The sequence below is a fragment of the Acidobacteriota bacterium genome, assembly GCA_016208495.1.
GTDB lineage: Bacteria > Acidobacteriota > Blastocatellia > Chloracidobacteriales > Chloracidobacteriaceae > JACQXX01.
Genome location: JACQXX010000047.1, coordinates 1 through 16,344, shown reverse-complemented (window position 1 = coordinate 16,344; position 16,344 = coordinate 1). Strand labels below are relative to the sequence as shown.

At 51.9% G+C, this 16,344-nt stretch carries 9 protein-coding genes; 4 read left to right on the top strand and 5 right to left on the bottom strand.

Annotated elements, in window-relative coordinates; genetic code table 11:
• The first annotated feature begins 15 nt into the window (after nt 1-15).
• From HY774_07950 to HY774_07940, 3 genes are all read left to right on the top strand, one after another.
• Nucleotides 16-264, top strand: a complete 249-nt coding sequence (locus HY774_07950) for a hypothetical protein (protein ID MBI4748409.1) — start codon at nt 16-18, stop codon at nt 262-264.
• An 82-nt stretch (nt 265-346) separates the two neighbouring features.
• Nucleotides 347-1,288, top strand: a complete 942-nt coding sequence (locus HY774_07945; protein MBI4748408.1) for a hypothetical protein — start codon at nt 347-349, stop codon at nt 1,286-1,288.
• 39 nt (nt 1,289-1,327) lie between these two features.
• Nucleotides 1,328-7,312, top strand: coding sequence for a hypothetical protein (locus HY774_07940; GenBank protein ID MBI4748407.1), 5,985 nt, complete (start codon nt 1,328-1,330; stop codon nt 7,310-7,312).
• Between the two features lie 191 nt (nt 7,313-7,503).
• On the opposite strand, the gene HY774_07935 is transcribed toward HY774_07940, so the two are convergent.
• The 4 genes from HY774_07935 to HY774_07920 all read right to left on the bottom strand — a co-directional run bounded on the left by HY774_07935 (nt 7,504) and on the right by HY774_07920 (nt 9,804).
• Nucleotides 7,504-7,902: a hypothetical protein gene (locus HY774_07935; GenBank protein MBI4748406.1), complete on the bottom strand. Its 399-nt coding sequence runs from the start codon at nt 7,900-7,902 to the stop codon at nt 7,504-7,506.
• Nucleotides 7,903-7,973: 71 nt separating this feature from the next.
• Entirely contained in the window at nt 7,974-8,345 is a 372-nt protein-coding gene (locus HY774_07930) for a hypothetical protein (GenBank protein MBI4748405.1), read from the bottom strand.
• A gap of 38 nt (nt 8,346-8,383) precedes the next feature.
• Nucleotides 8,384-8,749 carry a hypothetical protein gene (locus HY774_07925; protein MBI4748404.1) on the bottom strand — a complete coding sequence of 122 codons (366 nt, stop codon included), beginning with the start codon at nt 8,747-8,749 and terminating at the stop codon, nt 8,384-8,386.
• 881 nt (nt 8,750-9,630) lie between these two features.
• Complete coding sequence (locus HY774_07920) at nt 9,631-9,804, bottom strand: hypothetical protein (protein MBI4748403.1); 174 nt, start codon at nt 9,802-9,804, stop codon at nt 9,631-9,633.
• Between the two features lie 234 nt (nt 9,805-10,038).
• On the opposite strand from HY774_07920, the gene HY774_07915 reads away from it, so the two are divergent.
• The gene (locus HY774_07915) at nt 10,039-15,990 is read left to right on the top strand and encodes a hypothetical protein (GenBank protein MBI4748402.1); all 5,952 of its coding nucleotides are present in this window, start codon (nt 10,039-10,041) and stop codon (nt 15,988-15,990) included.
• A 233-nt stretch (nt 15,991-16,223) separates the two neighbouring features.
• Here HY774_07915 and HY774_07910 read toward each other — a convergent pair.
• On the bottom strand, nt 16,224-16,344 hold a 121-nt coding region (locus HY774_07910; GenBank protein ID MBI4748401.1), incomplete at its 5' end, for an IS982 family transposase.

Here is a 16,344-nt window from a genome sequence, read left to right as displayed (position 1 = left end):
CTGGAACTTTTGACCATGCACAGATTTGACCACGACACGTCGTGGTATGGGAAAGCGCCGACAAGTCGGCGCACTCCAAATTTTGAAAGGACAGGGTATGTTTCAAAAATGGGTAAAGTACGTGACCTGGATTGGGATTTTGCTTCTATCTCAACCAACATCTGGATTATGGATGCCACCGCCAACAATGTCGAATGCTGTCCAGGCGCAATCACCTGCCACTTCCAAGGCGTGCCCGATGCGGCTGGTTTATTGGAACTGTAACGAAGGAACGTCTTGCGACCCCATGGATTGGTGGATACTTCAGTTCTCAAATAACATTGATCAAAAATCATTTAGACCAGATATGGTTACAATTTCCCCACCAGTTGAAGGAATTACAATTCGCCCGACCAATCATGAAATTATGATTTGTTGTGGTGTTCCCGAACAAACCTCCTATCAGGTAACCATCTCGCCAGAGTTATGCGATGTATATGGCCAGTTTCTGGAACAACCGGCGACAGTAACGTTCCAGGTCGGTCAAAATGAACCCTACCTTTATCTCCCATTTTATGGGCTTGCAACGCTCAACCCAACTCAGAAAGCGCAACTCCCAATCTATTCCTGCGGCCTGGAAGCAGTCCAGGTCCAAATATTTGAGGTCACCCCGTCTGACTGGCCTTCTTTTGAACGGTTTACGTCCAGCATCTGGAACGAATCTATCCCTGATCTTCCATCTCCGCCAGGCAGGTTACTTGAAACTCAGCAGGTAAAGACCCACGGTGGACAGGTCAATGATTTAAAGCAAACGCTGATTCAGCTTGACCGCGCGTTTGCAACTGGATTTGGACACCGGGTCATACTGATACAACCGGCTGGAACTATCCTCACAGAACCCACGGAATTGAAACAGGCCGTTTGGGTCCAGGCAACCCACCTGGCAGGAGAACTCACATTTGAACGATCACAATTTGTAGCTGAGGTTCACTCTCTTCTCGATGGAAAACCTCTGGCAGCTACTCAAGTAACATTTTTCCCAAGAGCAATTTGCCAAAAAACAGATTCGAAAGGGCAGGTTTCTTTTCAATCCCGTAGCCGCAATGATGAAACTCAGTTTTTTGTATTTCAAAAAGGGAGTGATAGCCTGATTCTTTCTCAGAGAACAATTGTCCAGTTAGAGGATCAATCCCAACGTTCCAAATGGTCCTCTCTATCAAACTTGATTGAAATTTCAACTGAGCGAGTGGCCCGGAGTTATGGATACAGTCGCGGTGTAGGGTCACCAGCACCGTGTAATTCATTTTGACCGTTCACGACAATTGGCTCACGTGAATGGTACTGACTGATGCGTTGGATTGAAAAAGTGCTGACAGGTCGGCGCGCTCCAAAATTTCTCATGCAAAAAATACATCGCTTTGGTCTGTCAATTGGGGTTTGGATCGTGATTGGGTGTGGAGCACTATGCTGGCATCTCCAACCAATTCACTCAGAATATTCAAGCCGTGCCAGAACCTCTAAAGAGGAGGAACAGGCACTGGAACTCAAATATCGAGTTCGGGAAATCCAACCGCCGCCACTCCAGGCTGAGCCGGGTTTGCCCCCGGTTGAACAACTTGATCCGGTTCGCACCAGACACCTCCTTGACCGGTTGCCGCCTGAAACTCCACTCGACCCCAAAACAGAAACTGTGTTGGTATCAGAAAAAGCGTTGCCGCTCCCGGTGTCAGCCACCGTCGTCAAGACTGAATTTTCATCTGGAATAACGCTTGAGCGGCCAGACACCACTCCAACTGGACCGCTCGAAGTCGAACGGGTTTCGCCACGCGGGGCGGTTGAATTTTCCCGCTCGCTCACGGTTCATTTTTCCCAGCCGATGGCGGCGCTATCCGGACTGGCTGACATGCAAACTATCCAGTCAGTTGTGAAACTTGAGCCGCAGCCTCCAGGACGCTGGCGGTGGGTTGGCACCCAGACGCTGATCTTTGAACCTGAAGCCGGACGCTTTCCGATGGCCACCCTCTTTCAAGCCACGATTCCGGCGGGAGTTCGTTCGGTGACTGGTCATCAACTGGAACAACCTACCGAATGGACCTTTCAAACACCGCCGCTCCAGGTGAAAACATCGTTTCCGACACAGGCTGCCACGTCATTCCAGCCGGTGGTGTTGCTTGAATTCGACCAACGCATTGATCCTCAGGCGGTGCTTCGCTCCCTGTCGCTCGAAGCTGGAAACCAACCGTTTGCCGTCCAGGTGGTAACACCCGAACAACTGGCTCAGGATGAAGATGTTTCGCAGCGAGTTGAATCAGCCACACCAGGACGCTGGATCGCAGTTCAGCCAGTCAACAGCCTTCCAGTTGATTCAAAAATTACGGTTCGATTGAAACGCGGTGCTCCATCGGCTGAAGGTCCACTGGAAACAACCCGCGATGCCACCTTTTCTTTCAAGACTCCAGGACGATTGCGACTGGTTTCCCATCCCTGTCACGAAGCATCAGACTGCCCGCCCAGTAACTGGCTACCCTTTGAATTCTCAAATGAACTTGACGAGAAGGCATTCACGCCGGATATGGCAACCGTGACGCCAAAACCAGCGAATCTGGAAGTCTCAGTTTCCGGCAGTTCAGTTGTGTTTAACGGCGATTTTCAGGCGAACACGGGCTACACCTTTCGGTTTTCGGCCAATCTGGTTGATCGTTTCGGGCAAACATTGGGCAAGCCACGCAACATCAAACTCAACTTTGGCAACCCTGAGGCTTTTTTGTATTCGCCATATTCAGATTTGGTGGTTCTGGACCCGGCTGGAAAGCGAAGATGTGACATTTCTTCACAGGGAATTCCCAAACTGAGGGCGCGGTTATTTCAGGTTCAACCTGAAGACTGGCCTGATTACAAATGGTATCGCTCCACCCAGTTGGACGAAATTAACGGGTCAAAAACCATCGCACCTCCCGGCAAACTGATTTTTGATCGAACCATACCAATCCACCAGCCGGAGGCTTCTGAAAATACCCTCACCGAAATAGATGTCAACCCAGGGCTGGTCAACGGCATTGGGCACGTCGTTCTGGTCGTTGAGCCAGTCGGCGTCCAACTCACTTCGGACGTCAAACCTGAAATCATCTGGTTTCAAGCCACCAATCTGGCGGTTGATGTGATTGCCGATGAGGATGGCCTGCTCGTGTGGGCCAATTCTCTGATTGATGGCCAACCCATTGCCAGTGCGACCGTGACTCTGTTTCCGCCCCGACGTTCCGGCCTGACTGACCACCAGGGACTGGCCACGATTTCTTATCAAGATCAGAGCCAAACCGAAGATCCGTTTGTGATTCTTCGCCAGGGAGACGACACGGTGCTTCTCTCTGTGCACAGCAACCGGTGGCAATGGGGAGCCACCTACACAGCGTTGGGCAACCGTGAGGAAGGAAGTCGCTGGTTTGTGTTTGATGACCGGGGACTCTATCAACCTGGGGAAGAACTCCATTTCAAAGGCTGGATTCGTCGGTACGACCCTGCAAAAGGTGGAGACATTACCCGTGGACACAATCCTGGAAAGACGGTGGCCTATCAGATTTTTGACGGTCAGCAGCGGATGATTGCCTATGGAACAACCCAACTCAATGTATTTGGTGGGTTTGACGCCGCTGTGACGCTGCCGACTTCTGCCAGCCTTGGGCGGGCGACGATACACTTTCGACGAGGAAGCACCTTTGCAGAAGTGGAACAACCGGAATATCAGCACTCTTTTGAAATTCAACAATTTCGGCGTCCGGAATACGAACTCAAGCTCACGGCTTCCCAAGGTCCACATCTGGTTGGAACTTCTGCCACCGCAACGATTTCAGCCAGCTATTTTGCCGGAGGCCCGCTTAAAAAGGCCGATACCCGCTGGAAGTTTTCAGTGATGGAAGGATCGTATCATCCGCCCAACTGGGGTGAGTTCAGGTTTGGAAAGCAATCATCGTCCTGGTGGAGATCCTCGGCGAACAATCAGACCTGTACTGGCTCGACCGATGTCCAGGGCCGCCATACCGTTCAGATTGATTTTGATGGCATAAACCAGCCGGGGCCAGTTGTGGTCACCGCCGAAGCCACCATCAGCGATGTCAACCGGCAACAGCAATCGGCTTCGACCAGCATCCTGGTTCATCCAGCTTCGCTCGTGGTTGGGCTCAAGCAACGGCAGGGATTTATCTTCCCTGGTGAATCGTTTGCCCTTGAAAGTATGGTGACGGACCTGGATGGCACCCCACAGGCGGGAAAGATCATTCGGCTGGAGATTGTTCGTCAGGAGTGGCGATTTGAGGACGGAGCCTGGACACAACTGGAAGTTGATCCCCAGACCACCACGATTCTTTCAGCCGCCACCCCGGTCACCTGGGAATTTTCACCAATCCAGAGCGGTGAATACCAGCTCACGGCAACCGTAGCTGATGATCAAAACCGACTTCATCAAACGGTTGTTTCAGTGTGGGTTGCGGGTTCAACTCAGGGACGTTTGCCTGAGTTCGAAGAAGAAGACGTTAAACTGATTTCCAATCGCACAGAGTATGCTCCGGGCGAAACGGCGGAACTTTTGCTGCAAGCGCCGTTTTTCCCGGCGGAAGGATTGCTCACCATCCAGCGGTCAGGGGTCATCCATCACGAACGCTTCACGCTCGACCAGCCAGCCCGACTTTTCAAGATTCCAATTGACGAAAGCCAGATTCCAAATATCACGCTTCAGGTCAATCTGGTCGGTGAAGTGTTCCGACGGGATGAAACGGGGGCGGAAGTGACCTCGGTACCCAAACAGCCAGCCTACGCCAGTGGTACAGTTGAACTTGCTGTCTCGACTCAATCGCGTCGCTTAACCGTTACGGCCAAACCAGTGGCAGAACATGTTGCTCCGGGGAGCCAAACTTCAATTGAGATTGATGTGACTGATGCTGCCGGAAAACCAGTTGCCGAAAGTGAATGCGCCGTGGTTGTGGTTGATGAAGCAATCCTGGCACTGATTGCTCGTCGCTTCCCCGTTGACCCGCTGGAGGTGATCTACCAAAAGCGCGAAGCTGGAACCTTCACCCGACGGTCACGAGACTGGTTTCAGTTGGCTTCGTTGGAGGAAGTGACAGGTGCGCCCCGCCAGGCCGTGGCCTTTCGTCCACCGAGTCGTGGCGCTGCCGGAGCTGGTGGCTCGCTGGCTGGAGGTGACGAGGGAGGCTGGCTTTTGAGCGAGGCATTCCCGATAGATGAAAACCCACTTGAAGATTCCCGCTGGGGAAAAACATCGCCAACGGCTTCGCAAAAAAATTCTCAGCCGCCAATTCGACTACGAACTCATTTTTCGCCGCTGGCTGCATTTTCGCCATCGGTTGTGACCAATAATCAGGGCCGGGCAACCGTCGAGATTGAGCTTCCAGACAACCTGACCCGGTATCGAATCCTGGTTTTTGCGGCGGCTGGAGACAATTTGTTTGGAAAAGGCGAATCAGTGCTCACGACGCGGCTGCTGTTGATGGTTCGGCCATCCGCCCCCAGGTTTCTCAATCTCGGAGACCAGTTTCAACTCCCGGTTGTGATCCAAAACCAGGAAGCGGAGCCGCTGGCGGTTGAGGTCGCGGTTCGATCTCAGTACCTGTCTTTTCCCGAAGGTGCCGGGCGACGGGTCATTGTTCCAGCCAATGACCGGCGGGAAGTGCGGATTCCAGCCGCTCCTGCTCGGATTGGACCCGCCATCATTGACGTAGCCGCCAGCGCCGGGAATGAAAGTGACGGCGCCCAGGCGAAATTGAAAATTTATACTTCAGCCACGCTTGAGACGACCGCCGTGTATGGCGAAGTCACCGGTTCGGCGGTTCAACTCCCGGTTTCGCTGCCTGAAGGCACACTTCCAAAGTCTGGAAAGCTCGAACTCACACTTTCGTCAACCCAGCTCCAGTCCTTGACAGATGCGGCGGTGTATCTGGCGAACTATCCGTTTGACTGTTCAGAACAAATTGCCTCACGAATGATCGGGTTGGTGGCGCTCAACGATGTTTTGGGACAATTCAAAGGGATTTCAAATCTTCCACAACCAGCACAGTTTGAAGCCTTTTTCCAGGCTGACCTCAACCGTCTGCGTTCCCGGCAGAATGCGGACGGCGGATTTTCCTTCTGGACAAAGGACGGCAACTCAGACCCATTTTTGAGTGTTCACGTCGCGCATGCGCTGATTCGTGCCAAACAACAAGGGCTCGTCAACCTTTCAGACAATCTCGTGAGGAATGCCGCCGCCTATGTGCAAAACATCGAGCATGCCTTCCCGAATTTCTATCCACCCGACGCCAGGCAGGCAGTCAGAGCCTATGCACTCTATGTCCGTCATTTCAATGGTGACACAAACCCACTGGCCGCCCAACAACTGATTGAGGAGAGAGATTTAAGCGCACTCCGGCTGGAGACAATTGGGTGGGTGTTGCCGGTCCTGGCCGCATCTGACCAGACCCGAGGTGAATGCCAGCGCCTGATTCAACACCTGTCCAATCGGGTGACCGAAACGAATGCTGAAGCCGGCTTTGTCGAATCCATCACTGATGACGAACACCTGCTGCTACATTCCAATCGCCGAACCGATGCAATTGTGCTCGGAGCACTGCTGGTGGTGAAACCGGAAAGTGACCTGATTCCCAAACTGGTGCGCGGGCTGCTGGCACACAAAACCCAGGGTCGCTGGGCCAACACGCAGGAAAACGCGTTTGTGTTGCTGGCGTTGGATCGGTACGTCTCGATGCACGAAACAGTGACACCGGACTTTGTGGCCCGCCTCTGGCTGGGTGAAGACTTTGCCGGAGCGCACTCCTTTCAAGGACGAACCACCGGGCCGCATCAGCTTTCGATCCCATTTGACACGTTGGGAACAGTCAGCCAGTCCAAACCGATTACCCTGAGCAAAACCGGGCCGGGCCGATTGTATTACCGGCTTGGGCTTGAATATGGGCTGGACGCTCTGAAAACCCAGGCCGTAGACGCAGGTTTTGCTATTTCGCGTTTATATCAGGCCGTAGATAACCCGGACGATGTGCAACGTCTCGGACCAAACGAATGGCAGATTCGAGCCGGTGCGCGGGTTCAGGTCACCGTCACGATGGTTGTCCCATCACGGCGGCACCATGTCGCACTGGTAGATCCGCTTCCGGCAGGATTTGAAATCCTCAACCCGGTCTTCAAAACAACGGGAACACTCAACTGGCAGGCCGTCCAAACGATGAAAAACAACACGGGAAGCGACTGGAACTGGTTTGACCATCAGAACTTGCGCGACAATTGTGCCCAGGCTTTTGCATCACAGGTTCAAGAAGGAGTGTACTAACTTTTGGAGTGCTGTGACTTGTCACCGCTTTGTTATGCAGCGACTTGTCGCTCATTGATTTCATTCCAACGGTGACAAGTCACCGGAACCAAAGCGCCGACAAGTCGGCGCACTCCAAATTGTGTCAACGCGTTGACGCTCACGTAAATAGTTGAATCAAAATTGGTTAAGTGGGGAAACTCACTTGAGCGTCAATCTGATTTTTTGTCCTTTGAAATCAGTTTTTGGGTTGAGACAAACCAGGCAATCCCAAGCCCAATCAAAATCAAGACCGAACTCAATACAATCAACAGACAGGTGAAAAACAAAAGAAGGCTCGCCAAATTAAAGGTCCAGGTGAAAAGCGAGAAACTCCAAAAAAGTCCGAGGATGCCAAATGGCAGTCCATACAATGAACCAAGCACCGCATAGCCTTGCCACCTGGAAAGAGCAAACTGTGTTTGATGGAAGGTGGAACCTTCTCCCTGATGATCAAGGACGGCAAAACAACGCGCGCAGTAATTGGTTTCCGGTTCAAAGAAATCAACCTGATGGCAGACCTCGCATCTGACCGGGAGGGTTTCCTGTTTGATTACAAATTCGTCTGACATCTGCCATTCTCAGGCTGGAACTGGTTGAAAACTTTTGATCTCAACAGGATAGACCAAACTTTTTTCCTGACTTACTTTGAATTATTTGGACTACTCGAAACATACACAAAGAGCGCAAAAAACAACAAAAACCCCCAGATCATCAACAGCGGCAGGATAATCAATTTACCGCCTCCGCATGGATTCTTCGATGGAGCGAGATGGTCTACATAATAGAAAATCCCAAAGAGAGCAACGCCAAAGATCGAAAGCAGCCATATCAACCCTCTTTTGGTTGAACTAGCTTGCTGCAAACTTAAAGCCTGCCGTTTGGTCGCAAATCCCCTTGAAATGTGGCCGCATCGTGCGCAGTAATTGGTTTCCGGTTCAAAAAAATCAGCCTGATGGCAGACTTCGCATCTGGCCGGGAGGGTTTCCTGTTTAATTACAAATTCGTCTGACATAAGGCACGCTGGTTTGGAAATTGGGATTTCGTTGAACCTCATTCTGGATGATAGGCTCTCCACACGCCATAGACAATGATCCAAATGGGGATTGAAAGAATCCAGAGTCCAAGCAAGGGAATGAAAATCAGCCCACCATTGCAGGGACCTCCCTGATCATAAGCTTCTCCTAACATCAAAAGCCCGATGAGTAATGCTCCAGGTACGGTGAGCAACCATACCAGATCTTTGGCGCTTGAGGAGTATTGCTTTTTGGTTTCGACGAGCTGCCTGGGGGGAAACCTCTGGAAGTTCTGGTTACATCGTGCGCAGTGATTGGTTTTCGGGTCGAAAAAATCAGCCTGATGGCAGATTTCGCATCTGGCCGGAAAGGTTTCCTGTTTGATTACAAATTCGTCAGGCATTGGCTTTGCTCAATGTGGAAACGGACGGTTATTTCGAACTATTTCGAGGACGCAAAACAATCAGTCCCAGAATAAATATTAGGCACCAGAAACCAAAGATGGGAATGATCAATATCGCACTCCCTGGATTGCAGGGGCCGCCAGTTGGAGAAATCATTTCCACATGCAATACAAACCCAAGGAATGATCCGCCGCCGATGGTAAACACGCGCTTTAACACTTGAAAAATTGAAAGTGCGCTTTTTTTGTTTGAAGTTTGGGATTGGTTCTGAAGCTTCCTGGCAATCTGCCTGCATCGTGCGCAGTGATTGGTTTTCGGATTGAAGAAATCAGCCTGATGGCAAACTTCGCATCTGGCCGGAAGGGTTTCCTGTTTGATTACAAATTCGTCAGGCATTGGCCTTTCTCAACTCGGAAACTGAAAGATTATTTTGGATTTCTATGGGTTTCTGAAACAACTACGAACAATGCCAGGAGAAATAAAACAAACCAGATCACACACAGGACCAGTGCCATAATCAAACCACCTCCGTTGCATGGTCCAGCAGAAAAAGGAACGGTTCCTGCATACAAAAGCAAGCCAAGCACTGTTATCCCACCAATCACACATGTCCAAACGACAACGCTATAATCTGGAGAAACAGGTTTTTTACTTGAAGTCTGAAATTTCCTGGCAATCTGCCGGCATCGTGCGCAGTGATTGTTTTTTGGGTTGAAGAAATCAGCCTGATGGCAAACTTCGCATCGCTTTGGGAAAGATTACTGCTTGACGACAATGAGATTGGGCATAACCTTGGAAAATATGAAACTGATTTATTGGGATTGATTGCCAGGAATAATTGCAAAAGAGTACAGAGTTCAGGCTTTAGCCTGGTTTAGTCTCAATACTGCAACAACTCTGGTTTTTCAACCTCTGTAAACTCCGTTGCGGAAAGGTCGGTTTTCGCCCGGATGGGCGTCGGAAAGTAGCCGGTGGTTTGCCGCTTTGGGCATACCACCGGATCAATGCCCCTTCCGCTCGCGCCCGGATCGGTGCTGGAAGTGTTCGTCGGCAAGGTTTTGGTAAAAGCTCCAAATCCCTGGAGGTTTTAATCCAGCGCCCATCCGGGCGCAAACCATTTGTGGCCTGTGGTCCGGTGGGTGCGCCTCAAAGCAGGCTGCCCACCGGCTACTATCCATCGCCCTGCGGGCGGGGCTTGTCAAGCCCACGTGAACTTTCCGCAACGCAGCTTCATTAAATAAAATCTTTACAAGCTAAAGCTTGAACTCTGAACTACTTACAAGAACTTATGACGCAACCATTGGACCTCAAATATCGGGTTCGGGAAATAGCAACGCCTGCCGTGCCGGTTGACCCTTCGGTGACTCCGGTTGAATTGCTGGATCCGGTTCGGACTGAACAGTTGTTGAATCGGCTGCCGCCGGCAACGCCGATTGCCTCGGCTGAGACAGCCGTGTTTCTCCCTGAAAAATCACTTCCACTCCCCGTTGCCGGCGTGGTGGTCGAAGCACAGTTTCAGCCCGGTGAAGGACCTGAACTCCCTGATGCCCGCCCCGAAAAACCACTGGAAATTCGGCGCGTCTCGCCTGTCGGGGAAGTCGAATATTGCCAGTCACTTGCGGTTCATTTTTCTGAACCGATGGTGGCGCTGGCGGGTTTTCACGAGATGCTGACCAGTCAACAAACGCTGGTGCATCTTGAACCACAGCCTCCAGGACGCTGGCGCTGGGCCGGAACCCACACCCTGATGTTTGAACCCGAAGCCGAACGGTTTCCGATGGCAACGCTCTTTCGGGTGACGATTCCGGCGGGGATTCAGTCGAGTTCAGGCAATACGCTGGCAAAATCAAAGGAACGGACATTCCAGACACTCCCTCCGAGGTTGCAGGCGTCATTTCCAACCAGAGGCACGTATCCGCTCCAGCCGTTGCTCTTTCTTGAATTTGACCAGCAAATTGACCCACTCAAGGTACTTCCCTCTCTTTCGCTCGAAGTCGGCACCCAGCGCTTCCCGGTCAAACTTGCCTCTCCAGATCAGATTGGAGAAACCAACCAGCCGCTTTCCAAACTGGTGAAATATGCCAAAGCCGGACGCTGGATTCTGTTTCAGCCAGTGAACCCGCTGCCAAATGATGCTGACGTCACGGTCCGGCTCAAAAGCGGCACTCCATCAGCGGAAGGTCCCCTGGTGACGACCACAGATGTGACCTTCTCATTTCACACCCTGGGGCCGTTGCGGCTGGTTTCATACCCCTGTATGGACCGCAAGGAATGTTTACCGGACAACTGGCTGTTCTTTACCTTTTCCAATGAATTAAACAAAGAAACCTTTGTGCCTGAGATGGTTACGGTTTGCCCCGAAGTATCTGATTTGAAACTATCGGTGAGCAACACCAACCTGATTCTCATGGGTAAGTTTGCCGAAGATACCACCTACACTGTTCAATTTTCTGGGGAGTTGAGCGATACATCCGGGCAAAAATTGGGCGAACCACGTGAGGTCATACTGAAATTTGGTCATTTCGGTCCGTTTCTGAGCACCGACCGCCGGGAGATGGTCATTCTGGATCCGGCTGGGGAGCGGGTGTTTGAACTCTCGTCATATCGAATTCCCAAACTCCGGGTACAATTGTTTCGGGTACTGCCTGAAGACTGGTCACAGTTTGTCAGTTATCGCTCAACTCACTTCGAACAGAAGAAAAACGCAAAATCGCTGCTTCCACCTGGCCTGCTGGTCAGTGACCAAACCATTGAGATTCCAGAGTCCAATATGGGACGTGTGACAACGACCCGAATTGATCTCAGCCCGGCGCTTACTGATAGGTTGGGACATGTGGTCGTGATGGTTGATCCAATTGGAATTCAACGAACCAGCCGAAATGACACCGAAATTCTCTGGATTCAATCAACCAGTCTGGCGGCTGACATTGTGGCCGATCAAGAGGGCCTGCTGGTTTGGGCCAATGCTTTGACCGACGGCAAACCCATTGCAGATGCTGAAGTAACCCTGTTGCCAACTCAGCTTTCCGGTCAGACTGACCATCAGGGACTGGTGCTTTTTTCCGAATCGAACAAGACCGTTCAAAGCACCTCTTTTCTCGTGGTTCGCAAAGAAGCGGATTCAGTCCTGTTACCCGAAAGTAAATTCTGGTGGAGACGTAATTCAGGATCTTTCACCGAAAAACTGGCAGGTCAACTCAGGTGGTTTGTTTTTGATGACCGAAGGCTCTATCAACCGGGCGAAGTGCTTAAATTCAAAGGCTGGATTCGGCAGCTTGAAACGAAAAAAGGTGGCGATCTGATATCGGGTAAGTGGTTTCGGGAACTTGTGGCCTATCAGGTCACTGATGCGGCTGGACGCTCCCTGGTCAAAGGTGCCCTTCGGCTCAATGTATTTGGTGGGTTTGACGGTTCGATTGTAATTCCCACCAACGCCGAACTGGGACAGGCAAGTATTCACTTCACCTTGAAAGGCTCAATCACGGCAAAGCTCGACAATCTTACGTACCGGCATCCCTTTGACATCCAACAATTTCGACGTCCGGAATATGAACTCAAAGTGACCACCAGCGATGGCCCGCACGTGATTGGAACTTCGGCGCTGGCAACGGTGTTTGCCGGTTATTTTGCCGGAGGGCCGCTCAAAAAAGCTGAAACCCAATGGAATTGTATGGTCAGTGATGGCAAGTATGAGCCGCCAAACTGGGACGGGTTTTCTTTTGGTCATCAAGGGCATAATCGGTGGCGATTTCCCGGCATTCGAATCGGCCAATCCTGTACGGGGACAACCGATGCCGAAGGCCACCACTGCATCCAGTTTGATTTTGATGAAGTGACTCAACCGGCTCCGGTTGTGGTCAATGTTGAAGCCAGTGTCACTGATGTCAATCGCCAGGTTCAGACGGCAAAAACGACCATTCTGGTTCATCCCTCGGAACTGTATGTCGGTCTTAACCCACGTCAAAGGTTTGTCTTCCCTGGTGAAACGCTTGAAATAGACCTGATTGCAACCAATGTGGAAGGCACCCCGCAAGCTGGAAAAACCATTCAGCTTGATCTGGTTCGGATCGAATGGCAGCGTCAGAAACGCAGTTTCGAGATGGTCGAAGTAGACCCACAATCAGAAACAATCGTTTCGGAAGCCAGCCCGGTAACCTGGAAATCAACCCCAACCACGGGTGGCCTGTATCAACTCACGGCAACCGTCAGCGATGATCAAAACCGGCCCAATCAAACGGTAATTTCCCTTTGGGTAGCTGGGGTATCACCTCGACGATCACTTCAGTTTCACGAAGAACATTTCGAATTGATTTCCAACCGCAAAACATTTGCCCCCGGTGAAACGGCTGAAATTCTGCTTCAAGCGCCGTTCTTCCCAACCGAAGGGCTCCTGACCGTTCAACGGTCAGGGGTCATTCATTACGAACGATTCACACTCGACAGGCCAGCCCGCACATTTTTGATTCCGATTACTGACCATCACATTCCCAATATCACGGTTCAGGTCAATCTCATCGGAGAAACCTTCCGCCGGGATGAAAACGCCAACGAGCTGACCGATGCTCCGAAGCAACCGGCCTACGCGAGCAGTATGCTTGAACTTTCGGTTTCGGCCAAACTTCGTCGCCTCACCGTTACCGCAACGCCCAAAGAAGAGAAAGTCTACCCGGCAAGTAAAACTTCGATCACGCTGGCGGTGACTGATGTCAGCGGAACACCGGTTCAAAATACTGAGTGCGTGGTGGTTGTGGTGGATGAAGCCATTCTGGCGCTTTCGATGCGACCTGACGTTGACCCATCGGAGTGGTTCTATCAAAAGCGAAAGGCCGGAACCGTTTTTGATCACACCCGAGACAATCTGGTACTGGCACCACTCTCGGGTAATCTGGAAATGGCTGACCACCCGAATCAATTATTCCGTCGGCAAGGTGGTGCGGCAGCCGGTGCAGCCTACGGTGCGGCGCCCCTCCGGGAAGAAGCGGTCTATGCTTCAATGCCGATTGAACTCAACCCGGCGACGCTCTCAGAAAGCAGATTCGGGCTCTTGCAGCAACTTCTGTCAGCGTCACCAGGGGGCGACCAGGACCCAATCCGATTACGAACCAATTTTTCCCCGCTGGCGGCGTTTGTGCCGTCGGTTGTGACTGACGAACAGGGCCGGGCAACAGTTGACATTGAGCTTCCGGACAACCTGACGCGGTATCGGATTCTGGTGTTTGCCGTTGCCGGAGACAATCTGTTTGGAAAAGGTGAATCGGCGCTCACCGCCCGATTGCCGTTGATGGTTCGGCCTTCTCCACCACGTTTTCTCAATTTCGGCGATGCGTTTGAACTGCCTATCGTGATCCAAAATCAGAATGATGAACTACTGGCCGTGGACGTGGCGGTGCGGTCATCGCATCTGTCCTTTCCCAACGGTGCTGGGCGGCATCTGGTTGTTCCAGCCGGTGACCGCCGGGAGCTTCGAATTCCCGCCAGCCCGACACAACCCGGTCCCGCTATCCTGGATGTCGCGGCCTGTGCCGGAGCTGAAAGCGATGCGGCCCAATCGAAACTGCCCATTTATGAACCGGCAACCACCGAAGCCACGGCGACCTATGGCGAAGTGGCGGATGACCCAATTCAAATTCCGGTTTCAGTTCCGACTGATGTGCTCCAAAACTTTGGCAAGCTGGAAGTGACAACGACTTCAACCCAACTTCAAGCGTTGACGGATGCAGTGCTCTATCTCGCGGAATATCAGTTTGATTGTTCTGAACAAATTGCTTCGCGAATCATGGGCCTGACGGCGCTCAAAGACGTGCTGAGCCAGTTCCCCGAATCGTCGAAACTCCCGTCAAATTGGAAACTGTCTGGGTTTCTTGAGGCAGACTTGAAAGTGTTGAGTTCACGCCAGCACAGCAGCGGCGGGTTTTCATTCTGGAAAAACAAAGAGAAAGCCGACCCGTTTTTGAGTGTTCATGTGGCACATGCTCTGGTTCGAGCCAAAAACAAAGGCGTGATTGAGACTTCAAATCTCCAGTACTCAAGCGTTATCGGCTATCTGCGCAAAATCGAACAGGGTTTTCCAGCAAAGTACCCCGAGGATGCCAAACTGGCAGTGAAAGCCTATGCGCTCTATGTGCGGCATCTCAATCACGACACCAACCCAACATCGGCAAACCTGCTGGTTCAAAACAGAGATCTCACCACGCTTCGGCTTGAAGTCATCGGCTGGGTGTTGCCTGTGCTGGCAGCCTCTGAAAAAACCAGAGGTGAATGCGAGCACCTGATTCAACACCTGTCCAATCGCGTGGTTGAAACCGGCCACGCAGCCAGCTTTATCGAATCACACACCGACGACGAACGCCTGCTGCTGCACTCCAATCGGCGAACCGATGCGGTTTTGCTTGAAGCCTTGCTGTTGGTGAAACCGGACAGTGATCTGATTCCCAAACTGGTGCAAGGACTGCTGGCACATCGCCGGAAAGGCCGCTGGCTCAACACCCAGGAAAACGTGTTTGTATTGCTGGCATTGGAACGGTATTTCACAACCTACGAAACCACGCCACCGGACTTTCTGGCTCGCATCTGGCTGGGCGACGACTTTGCCGGGGAACAGGTCTTCGAAGGTCGAACCACCGTCCAGCATCAGCTTTCCATTTCGATGAAGCACCTTGGAACGGCGGACGAATCGAAACCCGTCACGCTGAGCAAAACCGGCGCAGGCCGAATGTATTACCGGCTTGGACTCACCTACGCCCCAACCACTGTGATGCCAGTGCCGGTGGAAGCCGGGTTTAGCGTCTCACGTGAATACCACGCCGTTGACGACCCCGACGATGTCAAACGTTCTGGATCCAATGAATGGCAGATTCGCGCCGGTGCTCGCGTCAAAATCACGGTCACGCTGGTCGTTCCATCACGCCGGTATCACGTCGCCCTGGTTGACCCGCTTCCTGCCGGACTTGAAATCCTCAATCCGGAATTGAAAACAACCAGATCGGTACAGTTGATCAAGGAAGAAGATTTAGTCAAAGGTCGGGTTTGGGACTGGACCTGGTTTGAACACCAGAACCTGCGCGACCATTGCGCCGAAGCTTTTGCCTCGCGGATGTGGGAGGGCGTCCATACCTATCGCTATTTTGCCATTGCCACCACGCCGGGCAGGTTTATCGCCCTACCACCCAAAGCCGAAGAAATGTATGCCCCCGAGACTTTTGGCTGCGGGCGGGCAGATGTGGTTGTCGTGACAGAATGACAGGGTGACAAATGACAGGGTGACAAGGTGACAGGGTGACAAGGTGACAAGGTGACAAGGTGACAAGGTGACAAGGTGACAAGGTGACAAGGTGACAAGGTGACAAGGTGACAAGGTGACAAGGTGACAAGGTGACAAGGTGACAGGGTGACAGGGTGATATTTTGGGCAAAATTGAGATCATTCGCATTTCTAACCACAAATCCCCATAAATAACGTGAGTTCGACGTAATTTTAGAAGGCAACCGCTGGTAAATTCCCCACCAGATCGGGACGAAGATTGAGAGATGGCTTCTTTTCTTGAAAGGTATAGGCAATCAATCCAGCGATGAGATTGACCATAAAATTGGTTGGG

Coding starts and splice junctions, on each gene's coding strand:
- HY774_07950 (MBI4748409.1), top strand. CDS start 16: ATGCACAGATTTGACCACGACACGTCGTGGTATGGGAAAGCGCCGACA.
- HY774_07945 (MBI4748408.1), top strand. CDS start 347: ATGGTTACAATTTCCCCACCAGTTGAAGGAATTACAATTCGCCCGACC.
- HY774_07940 (MBI4748407.1), top strand. CDS start 1,328: ATGCGTTGGATTGAAAAAGTGCTGACAGGTCGGCGCGCTCCAAAATTT.
- HY774_07935 (MBI4748406.1), bottom strand. CDS start 7,902: ATGTCAGACGAATTTGTAATCAAACAGGAAACCCTCCCGGTCAGATGC.
- HY774_07930 (MBI4748405.1), bottom strand. CDS start 8,345: ATGTCAGACGAATTTGTAATTAAACAGGAAACCCTCCCGGCCAGATGC.
- HY774_07925 (MBI4748404.1), bottom strand. CDS start 8,749: ATGCCTGACGAATTTGTAATCAAACAGGAAACCTTTCCGGCCAGATGC.
- HY774_07915 (MBI4748402.1), top strand. CDS start 10,039: ATGACGCAACCATTGGACCTCAAATATCGGGTTCGGGAAATAGCAACG.